This window comes from Arthrobacter sp. ISL-65, assembly GCF_018613795.1.
In the GTDB taxonomy this organism is placed as follows: domain Bacteria; phylum Actinomycetota; class Actinomycetes; order Actinomycetales; family Micrococcaceae; genus Arthrobacter.
This window is the reverse complement of the sequence record NZ_JAGGPN010000020.1, coordinates 79,684-93,589: the sequence shown is the minus strand read 5'-3', so window position 1 is coordinate 93,589 and position 13,906 is coordinate 79,684. Positions and strand designations below refer to the sequence as shown.

Annotated in this window: 12 protein-coding genes and 1 tRNA gene; 8 read left to right on the top strand and 5 right to left on the bottom strand. The window is 66.2% G+C overall.

The features are described 5' to 3' along the window. Positions 1–47 precede the first annotated feature (47 nt). A complete protein-coding gene (locus tag J7I85_RS08780; RefSeq protein WP_214850017.1) occupies positions 48–1,025 on the bottom strand; it encodes an aldose 1-epimerase family protein in 978 nt (325 codons plus the stop codon). 173 nt (positions 1,026–1,198) lie between these two features. On the opposite strand from J7I85_RS08780, the gene J7I85_RS08775 reads away from it, so the two are divergent. Genes J7I85_RS08775 through J7I85_RS08760 form a run of 4 tightly spaced genes read left to right on the top strand, consistent with a single transcriptional unit; the run spans position 1,199 to position 5,695 of the window. After that, the gene (locus J7I85_RS08775; protein WP_214850014.1) at positions 1,199–2,107 is read left to right on the top strand and encodes a DeoR/GlpR family DNA-binding transcription regulator; all 909 of its coding nucleotides are present in this window, start codon (positions 1,199–1,201) and stop codon (positions 2,105–2,107) included. Continuing rightward, complete coding sequence (gene galT / locus J7I85_RS08770) at positions 2,104–3,267, top strand: galactose-1-phosphate uridylyltransferase (RefSeq protein WP_214850011.1); 1,164 nt, start codon at positions 2,104–2,106, stop codon at positions 3,265–3,267. The genes J7I85_RS08775 and galT overlap by 4 nt, the downstream gene beginning before the upstream one ends. After that, complete coding sequence (gene galK, locus J7I85_RS08765; protein ID WP_214850008.1) at positions 3,264–4,421, top strand: galactokinase; 1,158 nt, start codon at positions 3,264–3,266, stop codon at positions 4,419–4,421. The genes galT and galK overlap by 4 nt, the downstream gene beginning before the upstream one ends. Positions 4,422–4,456: 35 nt before the next feature. Beyond that, positions 4,457–5,695 carry an acetyl-CoA C-acetyltransferase gene (locus J7I85_RS08760; protein WP_214850006.1) on the top strand — a complete coding sequence of 413 codons (1,239 nt, stop codon included), beginning with the start codon at positions 4,457–4,459 and terminating at the stop codon, positions 5,693–5,695. A gap of 177 nt (positions 5,696–5,872) precedes the next feature. On the opposite strand, the gene J7I85_RS08755 is transcribed toward J7I85_RS08760, so the two are convergent. Then, a complete protein-coding gene (locus J7I85_RS08755) occupies positions 5,873–6,778 on the bottom strand; it encodes a Bax inhibitor-1/YccA family protein (protein WP_214850003.1) in 906 nt (301 codons plus the stop codon). Positions 6,779–7,126: 348 nt separating this feature from the next. Between J7I85_RS08755 and J7I85_RS08750 the strand changes: the two genes are divergently transcribed. Genes J7I85_RS08750 through J7I85_RS08735 form a run of 4 tightly spaced genes read left to right on the top strand, consistent with a single transcriptional unit; the run spans position 7,127 to position 11,210 of the window. Further along, complete coding sequence (locus J7I85_RS08750; RefSeq protein WP_214851201.1) at positions 7,127–8,422, top strand: branched-chain amino acid ABC transporter permease; 1,296 nt, start codon at positions 7,127–7,129, stop codon at positions 8,420–8,422. 9 nt (positions 8,423–8,431) lie between these two features. Then, positions 8,432–9,400, top strand: a complete 969-nt coding sequence (locus tag J7I85_RS08745; RefSeq protein WP_214850001.1) for a branched-chain amino acid ABC transporter permease — start codon at positions 8,432–8,434, stop codon at positions 9,398–9,400. Continuing rightward, positions 9,397–10,443, top strand: coding sequence for an ABC transporter ATP-binding protein (locus J7I85_RS08740; RefSeq protein ID WP_214849998.1), 1,047 nt, complete (start codon positions 9,397–9,399; stop codon positions 10,441–10,443). Before J7I85_RS08745 ends, J7I85_RS08740 begins: the two co-directional genes overlap by 4 nt. Next, positions 10,440–11,210: an ABC transporter ATP-binding protein gene (locus J7I85_RS08735; protein ID WP_214849995.1), complete on the top strand. Its 771-nt coding sequence runs from the start codon at positions 10,440–10,442 to the stop codon at positions 11,208–11,210. Before J7I85_RS08740 ends, J7I85_RS08735 begins: the two co-directional genes overlap by 4 nt. A gap of 72 nt (positions 11,211–11,282) precedes the next feature. On the opposite strand, the gene J7I85_RS08730 is transcribed toward J7I85_RS08735, so the two are convergent. The 3 genes from J7I85_RS08730 to J7I85_RS08720 all read right to left on the bottom strand — a co-directional run bounded on the left by J7I85_RS08730 (position 11,283) and on the right by J7I85_RS08720 (position 13,846). Continuing rightward, complete coding sequence (locus tag J7I85_RS08730; RefSeq protein WP_214849992.1) at positions 11,283–12,629, bottom strand: ABC transporter substrate-binding protein; 1,347 nt, start codon at positions 12,627–12,629, stop codon at positions 11,283–11,285. Positions 12,630–12,801: 172 nt separating this feature from the next. Further along, positions 12,802–12,875 (bottom strand) — tRNA-Leu (locus J7I85_RS08725). 20 nt (positions 12,876–12,895) lie between these two features. Then, a complete protein-coding gene (locus J7I85_RS08720; RefSeq protein ID WP_214849988.1) occupies positions 12,896–13,846 on the bottom strand; it encodes an N-acetyltransferase in 951 nt (316 codons plus the stop codon). Positions 13,847–13,906: the final 60 nt, after the last annotated feature.

Sequence of the window (13,906 nt, the reverse complement as noted above, 5' to 3'; positions counted from 1 at the left end):
CGGTCACCGCGCGGGTCAGTCACTGCCCAGGGCGGGCACTCCTCGGCTTAGGCACCAGCGAGGTCAGCGCGGATACCCCAGGTGATGGTGAACGAGTCCCCCGGCGTCAGCCAGCGGAGGCTGTCCCCGGAGTTGAAGGCATTGGCCGGACCCGTCATCGGTTCCACTGCCACGGCCGCGGACCGGCCCGGGTAGATGCGGCTGACAAACACGTGGACGAACGCGCAGGTTTCGTCCTGCCACAGGCTGACGCTGCGGCCGTCCGGCGCGGTCAGCGTGTGGCGGGCGATCCCGCCGTCGAACGCCAGATCCGTCAGGGCGGCGTCGAGATCCAGGTCCCCCACCGTCCTTCCCTGCCGCAGGTCGCTGTCCGCGGACACGGGTTCGGAGCTGCGCGGGATGAGCCGCTCATCCGCCACCAGCCGCGTTGCGGCGTCCACCGTCAGCGTGAGGTCCTCGGAGGGGACATCGCCGATCCGGAGGTACGGGTGCGCGCCCAGCACGAACGGCGCCTCGGCCTCGGAATCGTTGACCAGCGTTTGCCGCACCTCCAGGCCCAGGTCCTCGGCCAGGGCGTACTCTACGCGGTGCCGCAGCAGGAAGGGGTAGCCGTGCTGGGGGAAGACGGTCGCCTCGAGGGTCACGGCAAACTCGGATTCGGCGACCAGCGAGTACGACGCGTTGCGCAGGAGCCCGTGGCTGGCGTTGTTTTTGGAAACCTCGGTGATATCCAGCTGCTGCTTCTTGCCGTTCAGGTGCCAGACGCCGTCCTCTATCCGGTTGGCCCACGGCGCCAGGGTGATGCCCGTGGCGCCGGGCGGAATGACGGAGTCCCCGTAGGACTCCGTCAGCTGGACATCTCCGCGGCTGTACCACCGCAGCCCGGCAGCCAGCTCGGTGACCACGGCGAGCGCATCGCCGCGCCTGAGCTCGTACTGCCTGCCCGTGGCGTAGCGCTGCTGGGTCGTCGGGGCATCGCTGGCCGTCGGGGAATCGCTGGTTTCGGAAGTCGCGCCGGGAGTCATGGACCTACCGTACAACGCCCGCCCCACAACGCATGCACCACCTCGAAGGAGCAGCTCCTGTTATCTTTTGTTAGAAAGTATTTGTTTTTGATCGCTTTGTGCCACAATGGGAAGAGCCATAAACAGTGACCGGGCGCACAGCCAGCTGAGCTCGCAGGGAAAGGAGGATCAACATGCTCGCAACGCAGCGCCAGCACCGCATCCTCCAGGAACTCGACGCCGAAGGCACCGTCCGCGTGGCGGCACTGGCGGACCTGCTCCGCGTGTCCGAAATGACCGTCCGGCGCGACATCGACGCGCTCGACGCCGAAGGCCAACTGCTGCGGGTTCATGGCGGCGCCACACGCGCTGCGGCGTTCAGTGCACTCGAGCCGGGGTTCGGCGCCAAGTCGGCCCGGGAAACGGAGGCGAAACGGGCCATCGCCGCGGAGGCCCTCACGCTGCTCCGCCCCGGCATGACCCTGCTGGTTTCCGGCGGCACCACCACCCATGAGCTCGCGCGGCTGCTCCCCCGGGACCTCGGGCTCACGGTGGCCACCAACTCCCTCATGGTGGCTAGCGCCCTGGAGTCGGCAGGCGACGGCGGCATCCGCACCGTGGTCCTGGGCGGCCAGCGGACACCCTCCGAGGCCCTTGTGGGCCCGGTAACGGTGCACGCACTGGACACCCTGCATGCCGACCTGTGCTTCATGGGCGTGCACGGCTTCGACCCGAAGGCCGGCATCACCTCACCGAACCTCCTCGAGTCCGAGGTCAACGCCGCCATGATCGCGGCGTCGGACAAGGTGGCAGTGCTCGCAGACGCCACGAAGTACGGGAGCGTGGGGCTCGCCGGGATCTCCCCGCTGTCAGCTGTCGGCATCCTCATCACCGACGACCGGATCAGCACAGGCTCCGCCGGCCCGGCCGCCGAGGAGCTGCTCCGGCAGTCCGTTGGCGAGCTGCGGCTGGCACATATAACTGCTGCCCCCGGGATCCCCGCTCCCGCAACACCAGACCCCTTAAGACCAGCCCCCTCCACTCCCCGCCTCCCGGACGGCCAGACGCCGTCGGCTACCGCGTACAAAGGAAATGACGCATGACCCACATCACCAGTACCCAGCTCGCCGACGGCCGCGAATTGCTCTATTTCGACGACGCCGGTTCGCCCCGCCCGCGCTCCGTCGAGGCGAGCCAAGACCAAAGGGACCTTCCGCCCCGCGGGGAGCCCGGCGAAGTCCGGTACGACGCACTGACCGGCGAATGGGTGGCCGTGGCCGCGCACCGGCAGACGCGCACTCACCTGCCGCCCGCTGACCAGTGCCCCATCTGCCCCACCACGGGCGCCAACCCGTCGGAGATCCCTGCCCCGGACTACGACGTCGTGGTGTTCGAGAACCGCTTTCCCTCCCTCGGCCCGGCCCTGGGCCCGGTCCCCGCCAACCCTGGCTGGGGCACCACGGGCCCCGCCTTCGGACGGTGCGAGGTTGTCACCTTCACCCCGGAACACACGGGATCCTTCAGCGGCCTGAGTGAAACCCGCGCCCGCACCGTGGTGGAGGCGTGGGCGCACCGGACGGCAGCCCTCAGCGCCCTTCCAGGCATCAAGCAGGTCTTTCCGTTCGAGAACCGGGGCGCGGACATCGGCGTCACCCTGCACCACCCGCACGGCCAGATCTACGCCTACCCCTACGTCACGCCGCGCGCCTCCGTCATGGGCGCCGCTGCGCGCAGGTTTTATGACGACGCCGGCGGGCGGCAGACGCTGACCGGCTCGCTGCTGCGCTCCGAACGGGAGGACGGCAGCCGGATGGTGCTGGAAAGCGACAGCTTCAGCGCGTACGTTCCGTTCGCGGCCAGGTGGCCGCTGGAAATCCACCTCGTTCCGCACCGCCAGGTCCCCGACCTGGCCGGACTGACCGGCGAGGAGAAGGACGAGCTGGCCCACGTCTACCTGGACCTGCTCAAGCGCCTCGACGCCCTCTACCCCACCCCGACGCCCTACATTTCGGCCTGGCACCAGGCCCCGGTGGATGACCTGCTGCGCCCCGCCGGCTACCTGCACCTGCAGCTGACCTCCCCGCGCCGCGCGGCAGACAAGCTCAAGTTCCTGGCCGGCTCCGAGGCGGCCATGGGCGCCTTCATCAACGACACCACCCCCGAACAGGTGGCGGAACTACTCCGCTCGGTCACCGTTCCGGCATCCCCGGCCGAGGCGCTCGCTCCGGCCGCCCCCGGCCTCATCGAAGGAGCCCACGCATGACCGCCCCCGCCACCACCGGCCTCGCTGCCCAGTTCAACTCGGCGTTCGGCCGCCAACCCGACGGCGTGTGGCAGGCCCCCGGCAGGGTCAACCTGATCGGCGAACACACTGACTACAACGAGGGCTTCGTGCTGCCGTTCGCGATTGACAGGACCGCCCGCGTGGCCGTGGGGGTCCGCCCCGACTCCACCCTCCGGCTGCTCTCGACTTACGGCGACCAGGGAATCACGACGGCGGACACCTCTTCGCTGGCGGGCCCGGCGGCCAAGGGCTGGACCAAGTACCCGCTGGGCGTCATCTGGTCCCTGCAGCAGCGCGGCATCGACGTCCCTGGCCTGGACCTGCTGCTGGACTCCGACGTACCCCTCGGCGCCGGCCTGTCCTCCTCACACGCCATTGAATGCGCGGTGATTTCGGCACTCAATGACCTCACCGGCGCAGGCCTGGGACCGGAGGACATGGTGCTGGCCACGCAGCGCGCGGAGAACGACTTCGTCGGTGCACCCACGGGCATCATGGATCAGTCCGCCTCCCTGCGCGGTTCGAAGGGCCACGCTGTGTTCCTGGACTGCCGCGACCAGAGCGTCCAGCTGGTCCCCTTCGAGGCCGAGGCTGCCGGCCTCGTCCTGCTGGTCATCGACACCAAGGTTTCCCATTCCCATGCCGACGGCGGCTACGCCTCCCGCCGTGCCTCCTGTGAACTGGGCGCCGAGGTGCTGGGCGTCAAGGCTCTGCGCGATGTCACGCCGGGGGACCTGGAGGAAGCCAGCGGGCTGCTGGACGAGGTCACCTTCCGCCGTGTCCGGCACGTCGTCACCGAGAACGACCGCGTGCTGCAGACCGTGGAACTCCTGGGGCAGCAGGGCCCGTCGGCTATCGGCGCCCAGCTCGACGCCAGCCATGCATCCATGCGCGACGACTTCGAAATCTCGTGCGCCGAACTCGATCTCGCCGTCGAGGCCTCCCGGGCAAACGGCGCCATTGGCGCCCGGATGACCGGCGGAGGTTTCGGCGGCGCCGCCATCGCCCTGACCCCGGTGAGCGAGGAGCAGCAGGTGCGTACCGCCGTCGTACGGTCCTTTGCCGAGGCGGGGTACACCGCGCCGGACATCTTCACGGTCACTCCGGCGGCCGGGGCCATGCGGCTGGCGTAGCTGTTCATGCGGACGTACGGGCGTAGGCTGGTCGCATGCCTGAAGCAGTCATTGTTTCAACCGCCAGGAGCCCGATCGGCCGCGCCTTCAAGGGCTCGCTGAAGGACGAGCGGCCGGACGATCTGGCCGCGGCCATGGTCAGGGCGGCGCTGGCCAAACTGCCGGCATTCGACCCTACCGGGGACAGCGGGCCGGGCCTGGACGACCTGTACCTCGGCTGCGCCGAACCGAGCGGCGAGGCCGGTTCCAACATGGCCCGCGTCGTCACCATTCTCGCCGGTTTGGACAACGTGCCCGCCGCCACCGTCAACAGGTTCTGCGCCTCCAGCCTGCAGACGCTCCGGATGGCCTTCCATGCCATCCGGGCGGGCGAGGGCCAGGCGTTCGTGGCGGCCGGCGTCGAAGCCGTGTCGCGCTACCAGGACTGGGCCGGGGCGGGCGAAACCGGAGCAGGGAACCACAACCCGCTGTTCGAACCGGCCCGCCACCGGACGGCCGCGCGCGCCGAGTCGAACACGCCCTGGACGGATCCCCGGCTGGGCGGCCGGATGCCGGACATCTATATCGCCATGGGCCAGACGGCCGAGAACGTGGCCACCTCCTACGGGATCAGCCGCGCGGACCAGGACGAATGGGCGGTGCTGAGCCAGAACCGTGCCGAGGCCGCGATCCACTCCGGCTTCTATTTCCGCGAAATCACGGCCTACGAGCGGCGGGACGGCACGCTGGTGGACCGGGACGATTCGCCGCGGCCCGGCGTGACCCTCGGCGCCGTCAGCGCCCTGCAGCCGGTCTTCCGGCGGGAGGGCACTGTCACCGCAGGCAACGCGTGCCCGCTCAATGACGGCGCCGCCGCCCTGGTCGTCATGAGCTACGACCTCGCCCGGGACCTGGGGCTCGAGCCGCTGGCAAAAATCGTCTCCACTGCCGCCACCGCCCTGTCCCCAGAGCTGATGGGGATGGGGCCGGTGGAAGCCTCCCGGCAGGCGCTCGCCCGCGCCCGCCTGGACATCGACGACATCGATCTGGTGGAGCTCAACGAGGCCTTCGCCGTCCAGGTGGTGGCCAGCGCCCGCGAACTGAAAATCGACCCCGCGAAGCTCAACGTGCACGGCGGCGCCATCGCGCTCGGCCATCCGTTCGGCATGACCGGCGCACGGATGACCACCACGCTGCTCAACGGACTGCGCGAGACGGACGGAACGCTGGGCCTCGCAACTTTGTGCGTCGGCGGCGGGCAGGGCATGGCCGTGGTGCTGGAGCGCCTCACCTAGCCTCCCCGTTGGAGTTTTTGTACAGATAATGGCTCCAAAAATGGCCCCTCAAGTCCCAATAAGTGGACAAAAAACTCCAGCCTTAACGCGAGAGTGGGCCCCGCCGGTTGGCGGGCCCACTCTCTGTTGGTGCTGTTAAGTTGCTGGTGCTATTGAATTACGACGGCGGGATGCCGGCTAGTCGTCGCCCCGGAGGATGGCCAGCAGGCGGATGATTTCCACGTACAGCCACACGAGCGTCACGGTAAGGCCGAAGGCGGCGGTCCAGGAGAAGCGCTCCGGCGCTCCGCTCCGGACGCCCGCCTCAATGCTGGTGAAGTCCATGATCAGCGAGAACGCGGCGAGGCCGATCGCCAGCAGGCCGATGAAGACGCCCAGCGGAATGCCGAAGATCTGGAAGCTCGTGCGCAGGCCGAAGGGGGAATCCACGGCACCGGTCCACATCATGATCATGTTGATCAGGGCGAAGACCGCGTAGCCGATGGTGGCGATCATGAAGAAGCGCATCGCCTTGGGCGTGGCGCGGACCTTGCCGCTCTTGAAGAGCAGCAGCGTCACGGCGAAGACGGACAGCGTGCCGATGACCGCCTGCAGGCCGACGCCCGGGTAAAGACCGTCAAGGATGCGGGTCAGGCCGCCGAGGAACAGTCCTTCGAGGGCCGCGTAGGCCAGGATGAGGGCCGGCGACGGCTGCTTCTTGAACGTGTTGACGAGAGCCAGCACAAAGCCGCCCAGCGCGCCGACGATCATGAGCAGGCTGGCGAGGGACTGGCCCACGACCAGGGTGACGGCGGCACCGGCCACCACTGCCGCAAGGCAGATGGCGGTCTTGACGATGACGTCGTCGAAGGTCATTCGTCCGGTTTCGGCGGGGCTAGCTGCAGGCCGGTTGTACATCTGCTGCAGCTGGTCGTTGGTCATGTTCTGCTGCTGCGACATCCAGCCGGACTGGGCGTCCATGACCTGGCCGGGACCGCGGCCCTGGCCGAAGTTGTTGTGGCCGTACGCCTGCGGGACAGGCGGTGCCTGGGTGGCTCCACGGAAATTCTTTCCGTTGAAGATCGGGTTTCCGCCAAGTGCCATTGCGGGTGTCCTCCATGTATGGGGTTGAGTGATGAATCTACAGCTCACGCTACCAATTCCTACGCGCCAGCGGCAGGGAAAGTTCCGCCCGGGCAGCGGGCTTTTGAGTTGTTACCGGATCGCTATCTGATGGCCAGCTCCGCCCACGCGGTTTGTACTGCCTGCGCTGTACGATAAGCGGGTCAGGGTGACGGATATCACAGTTAGTCAAGACCCGCTCCACCAGCACCGATATCCGCCACCCTCCGTTCGCAGCGGCTGCAACGAAGCAGACGCAACCACCCCCACGTGGAGGTTTTCAATTTGAGACGCACACCGAGAGGCCTGCCTATCCGGCGGCCGGCCGGGCTGCTGAAGGTATGGGGGGCCATTGCCTCCGCCGTCGTGGCACTTCTGCTGGCCGCAGCGCCGGCATCGCAGGCCGGCACTCCAGCTCCGACGCCACCCCCGTCGAACCAGCAGTTTCAGAACAGCATCAGCGGCTTCCTCCGCGACGACGCACGGCGCCCCCTCGAGGGCGTCAAGATCACCGCCAAGAGCGGTGACTTCACCGGTGAGGCAACCTCGGGCGCCAACGGTTCCTGGCGGATAGGCGTTCCCAACCAGGGCGCCTGGGAAATCGAACTGGACGAATCGACGCTCCCGGAAGGCATCAAGCTCGCCGAGGGCCAGGCCAATCCCCGCAATGTCACGTTCGGCCAGACCTCAAACCTCTCGGTTATCTTCGCCTTCGGCAAGGGCATCGTGGTGCAGCAGCAGGACTTTGGCCAAAACCTGCTCAACAGGCTCGTGGCCGGCCTCAGCTTCGGGCTTCTGCTGGCCCTCGCCTCGGTGGGGCTGTCCCTGATCTTCGGCACCACAGGGCTCACCAACTTCGCACATGGCGAGATGGTGACCCTCGGCGCCGTCCTGGTCTTCGGATTCAGTGCCATGAACCTGCCATTCTGGCTGGCCGTCATCCTGGCGCTCGTCGGAGGCGGACTCCTGGGCTACGTGCAGGACGCGGGGCTGTGGCGTCCCCTGCGCCGCCGCGGCACCGGTCTGGTGCCCATGATGATCGTCAGCATCGGCCTGGCCCTGGCGGTCCGCTACATCATCCAGTTCTTCTTTGGCGGAGCCACCCAGCAGCTGCCGTTCGCGCAGAGTGCGGAAATCCAGATCGGCCCGGTCTCCATCTCCCCCAACAACCTGTGGTCACTGATTATCAGCGCCGTCGTGATTGCCCTCATCGGCGTTGTGCTGCTGAAGACGAGGCTGGGTAAGGCAACCCGGGCGGTGGCCGACAACCCGGCCCTGGCCGCCGCCTCCGGCATCGACGTCGACTCCGTGATCCGGATCGTCTGGATTACAGGCGGTGTACTGGCCTCGCTCGGAGGCATCCTCTGGGCCTATTACCGCCCGGGCGTCACCTTCGACATGGGCTCGCAGATCCTACTGCTCATCTTCGCCGGTGTGACCCTTGGCGGTCTCGGTACCGTATTCGGCGCCCTCATCGGATCCGTAATCGTCGGCATCTTCGTCGAACTGACCACCGTCTTCGGCCTGGCCGCCGACCTCAAATACGTGGGAGCACTCTTCATCATGATTGTTGTCCTCTTGTTCAGGCCCCAGGGCATTCTGGGCCGTCGCGAGCGCGTGGGTTAGGAGACAGCCATGGACTTCGGATTCATCCTTTTTAGCGCCGCGGCGGAACTGTTCAGCCCCACGACGGCGGCCTACGCCCTCGCGGCGCTCGGCCTCGCCGTGCACTTCGGCTACTCGGGCCTGCTGAATTTCGGCCAGGCCGGCTTCATGGCGGTGGGGGCCTACGGCTTCGCCATCTCCACACTCAGCTTCCGCGTGCCCTTCTTTGTGGGCCTCCTGATCGCCGTCGTCTGCTCCGTACTCTTTGCGCTGGTGCTGGGCATTCCCACCCTCCGCCTGCGGGCGGACTATCTGGCCATCGTCACCATCGCGGCGGCGGAGATTGTCCGCTACGTCGTCACCACCAACCAGCTCACGTCCGTGACCGGTTCCGCCAACGGGCTCGCCGCCTTCGAGGGCGGGTTCTATACGATGAACCCCTTCCCTGAGGGCACCTACTTCGGCATGAATAACAGGGACTTCTTCATCCGGATCGTTGGCTGGGGCCTCGTGGCGGTCGGCTGCGTTCTTGTCTGGCTCCTGATGCGGAGCCCCTGGGGACGCGTGCTGAAGGGCATCCGCGAGGACGAGAACGCGGTGCGCTCGCTCGGAAAGAACGTCTACGCCCACAAGATGCAGTCGCTGGTGATCGGCGGCATCTTCGGCGCCCTGGCCGGAATGATCTTCACGCTCCCCCGCGGTGCCGTGCAGCCTGCCAACTACGGCACCGAGCTGACGTTCTTCCTGTGGACCTGCCTGCTGCTGGGCGGCATGGCCACGGTCCTGGGGCCGGTGATCGGCGCCATGATCTTCTGGGTGGTCCTGTCCCTTACGCAGGGCGTCCTGTACGGTCTCATCGAATCCGGCGCGGTGACCTGGCTGACCACGGTCCAGGCCGGCCAGCTGCGCTACATCCTGGTGGGTGTCGCCCTGATGCTGCTGATGATCTTCCGGCCGCAGGGCGTCTTTGGCAATAAGAAGGAGCTCGCGTTCGCATGAGCAAGCACAGCGAAGAATCCATGGAAGAGGGCGTCGACTACATGACGGACACCCGGCCGATCGCCGTCGGGGACAACACCCCCGGCTGCAAGAAGCGGGACCCGATCGTCGTCGCCGAAAACGTGACCCGCAGCTTCGGCGGCATCAACGCCGTCGATGTCGAATACCTCGAAATCCCGCGGCACAAGATCACAGCGCTGATCGGCCCAAACGGGGCCGGCAAGACCACCCTGTTCAACTTGCTCACAGGCTTTGACACGCCGAACTCCGGCAAGTGGCAGTTTGAGGGCCACAGCATCGCCGGTGTTTCCTCTTACAAGGTGGCCCGGATGGGCATGGTCCGCACGTTCCAGCTCACCAAGGTGATGGGCAAGCTGACGGTTATGGAAAACATGCGCCTCGGCGCCGCGAACCAGCCGGGCGAGCGGCTGTCCAAGGCCCTGTTCAAGAACATCTGGGGTGGCCGCGAGAAGGAAATCACGGAGCACGCAAACGTCCTGCTGGAGAAGTTCAAGCTCGACACAAAGAAGGATGACTACGCGGCGTCGCTGTCCGGCGGCCAGCGCAAACTCCTGGAAATGGCCCGTTCCCTGATGGTCCGCCCCAAGCTGGTGATGCTGGATGAACCTATGGCCGGGGTCAACCCGGCGCTGACGCAATCACTCCTGGACCATGTCAAGAACCTCAAGTCCGAGGGCATGACCGTCCTCTTCGTGGAGCACGACATGCACATGGTCCGCCACATCGCGGACTGGGTGGTGGTCATGGCGGAAGGAAAGATCGTGGCTGAGGGACCTCCGGGCGAGGTCATGAAGGACCCCGCCGTCATCGACGCCTACCTTGGCGCGCACCACGACGTCGACCTCGGCGCCACCGAGGGGATCAAGGCTCTGGAGCGGGAACTCGCGGCGGACAAGGAATCCATCGTCGGCACGGAAAATGCGGGCATCATTGCCGTGGACGCCGTCCTGCCGAAGTTGAGCGGGCCGGGTCCCGATGACGGACGGACAACTGCCGGACGCACAGACAAGGACAAGGAATGAGTGCCACGAGCGCGGCCGCGGCCGCAAGCAGCGCCGTCGAGGACGGCGTCGTCGTCAAAGTAACCGATCTGGTGGCCGGCTACCTCCCCGGCGTCAACATCCTCAACGGGTGCAGCATCGAGGCACGTAAGGGCGAACTGATCGGGATCATCGGCCCGAACGGGGCCGGCAAGTCAACACTGCTGAAGGCCATGTTCGGCCTGGTGAAGGTTCACTCGGGTTCTGTGATGGTCAGGGGGCATGACCTCACGGGGCTGAAGGCCAACAAGCTCGTGACCCAGGGCGTCGGTTTCGTGCCGCAGACCAACAACGTCTTCGCCACCCTCACCATCGAGGAAAACATGCAGATGGGCATGTTCCAGCGGCCCAAGGACTTCGCCGAGCGCTTCGACTTCGTCACTAGCCTGTTCCCGGAGCTGGGAAAGCGCCGCGCACAGCGTGCAGGCTCCCTCTCTGGCGGCGAGCGGCAGATGGTGGCGATGGGACGGGCCCTGATGATGGAGCCGGCAGTGCTGCTGCTGGACGAACCCTCGGCAGGCCTCTCCCCCGTCAAGCAGGATGAGACCTTCCTTCGGGTGCACGAGATCAACCGAGCAGGCGTGTCCGTGATCATGGTGGAGCAGAACGCGCGCCGCTGCCTTCAGATCTGCGACCGCGGCTACGTCCTGGACCAGGGCAGGGATGCGTACACCGGCACGGGCCGCGAGCTGATGAAGGACCCCAAAGTCATCCAGCTGTACCTGGGAACGCTCGCCGACGAGGACTGAAATCCTCACTCACACAAAAGCCCCCGTCAGGCTCGACGGGGGCTTTTGTGTGATGTTTTTTTGGAAGCAGGCTTACAGCTTGCCGAACTCCTCTTTCGCGGGCTGGGGCTTGTTTGTGTCGTCATACTGGTAGATGCCGATGTAGGCTTCCGTGGGGTCGCCGGCATCCGAGAACGTGATCGGACCGGACTGGCCGTCGTAGTCGATGTCCTTGCCATTGCGGAGCAGCGTGATGCAGGACGGGAAGGTGTTGCACTTCTCGCCGCCTTCGGAGACTGCCTTGAGCTGCTTGGCGATGTCCGTTCCCTTTGTGCTCTTTGCCGCCTCTGCGGCAAGCGCGGTCATGTTGACTGCGTCATAGGCCTCGCCTGCATAGTTGAACGTTCGGAGGGCGGGGTCAAGTGCAAGGAGTGACTTCTTGAAATCTTCCTTGGCAAAGGTCCCGGGCTGCGTTCCGCGGGCACCCTTGAGCGTGCCGGCTTTAAAGTCCTTGCTGTAGTCGAAAAGGTTTCCGTCAACGAGGAACAGCTGTTCCGGCTTGATGCCCTTGCCCGTGAGCAGCGGAATGATGCTCTTGGCTTCATCGAAGGTGATGAGTGCGATGGCGTCCGGCTTAGCCGCTACGAGCGCATCAACCTGGCTGCTGAACTGCGAATCGCCGGTGTTGTAGAGCTGCTCAGCTACGACCTGGCCCCCGGCAGAGGTGAAGGCCGCCTTCACGTTCTTCTGCAGGCCGGTGCCGTAGGCGTCGTTCAAGACCATCATGCCCAGCGTCTGGGCGCCGCAGGTGGCCATGTAGTTACCCAGGACTTGACCCTGCAGGACGTCAGAAGGAGCCGTACGCCAGTACAAGCCCTTGTCGTCCCAGGTGGTGAAGTCCGGAGAAGTGTTGGCCGGCGAAAACTGCAGAACACCGGCTCCGGTGATCTGGTTGATGACCGTCTTTGACACGCCTGAGGAGGCCGCCCCGATGACGGCGCTGACGCCCTGGCCCAGCAGAGCCGTAGTCGACTGGGTGGCGATGTCGGTCTTGGTGTCGCCCGAGTCGCGGTGGACCACCTGGACGGGCTTGCCGAGCACGCCACCAACGGCATTGATTTCCTTGATGCCGAGGTTAACGCCTGCGATCTCGGGCGGGCCAAGGAACGCCAGCGACCCCGTCGTCGGCAGAAGCGATCCGATTTTCAGCGGAGTGGGGGTGGTTGTTGTTGCTGCCGGCACGGCGCCGGCCTCGGTGGCGGTGCTGGACGCCCCGGCCGTATCACTGGGTGCAGGGCACGCGATGCCGCCGGCCGCTGCGGAGGATTCTGTCGCGCTCGGGGTGGAACCGCCACCGCAAGCCGTGGCCAGAAGGGCGACGCCGATGCTAAGCACTGTGAGCTTAGCGACCCGTGGCGCCGTCTGGGGGAGTGAAATCATTTAGAGTCTCCTCGATCGAAAGGTGCGAACGGCCTTTGATGCGATTTTGGTCAGGGGTTCCTGAGTTAAGTTCAAGCTAGTGCAATTCGGGCGTGAAAATAAGTGACTAAGGTCACATCCTCATAACACTCGTTGCATATTGGAACACCGGCGACGCGGAGGAGAAAAGTTGTACCCCAGGTGGGACTCGAACCCACAACACGCGGATTTTAAGTCCGCTGCCTCTGCCAATTGGGCTACTGGGGCGCCCGGTCAATCGTATCGCCTCAGACGGCGGCCAAGGGCCCCGCGTACCGGAATGTGCCGTGGACCCCGCCAGGCCACAGAGCGAGGGGCAGCAGCTGGAAGTGGTCGCCCCATTTCCTGTCCGGCGCCTCGATGCCCAGGGACGACGCCGGGACGAAGCCGAACCGGGGGTAATAGTCGGTGCTTCCGAGCAGCGCGATGCCCTTCTCCCCCGCGGCATTGGCACGGACGACAGTTTCGCGCATCAGCGCCGAGCCGATACCGTGGCGCTGCAGCCGGGGCGTTACGCCAATGGGCCCGAGCCCCAGCAGCTTGAGGTCCTCCACCCACGCGCGGGTGCTGATTACATGCCCGACGATTTCGCCGTCCAGTTCGGCGACGATGCTGAACTCCGGCAGGTACTCCTCGGCGACGAACAGCTCGCGGAGCACCCTGACCTCAACAGGCTCCCCGTCCACGGGCAGTCCGGTGACCGGTGAAACGGCAAAGGCTTCGGCGGTCAGGGCAAGGACCGCGTCGCGGTCCCCGGGCTGCTCGCTGCGGAGCACCACTTCCCGCACCGGTTCGGGCTCGGGGGCGTTGGCGGCCGAGAGCTCAGACAGGACCTCCAGCGCCCGGGCGGAGTCACCCACCGGCACCAGGATATGGTCGTGGTGGAAGCCTGCGAGCATGTTGCAGCTGATCCGGGCCTGGGTCAGCGCCCTGCTGACCGCCGCGGTCAGGCCCACCGCTTCCAATGCCGAGTGGACCTCCAGAGTGACCCAGGCCGCGACGAAATCGTAGGGCAGCTCCAGCGCATCCGCTTCGGCCCGGGGCAGGACCACCGTGAGCCCCTCGGCTTCCCGGACGGCGGCTTCGATGTGCCCCGCCAGCGGCTTGCCGTGCGGCCAAAGAGCGTAGACGTACTCCCCTTCCCGGAGTACCGGACGCATCGAGGCAAGGAGCGTTTGGAGGTTCTTTTCACCCGTCATGGAGCCAGTCTATGTGTGCACCCTGCCGTGTCGGGGAGGGCTCCCCCACCGGTGGAACCG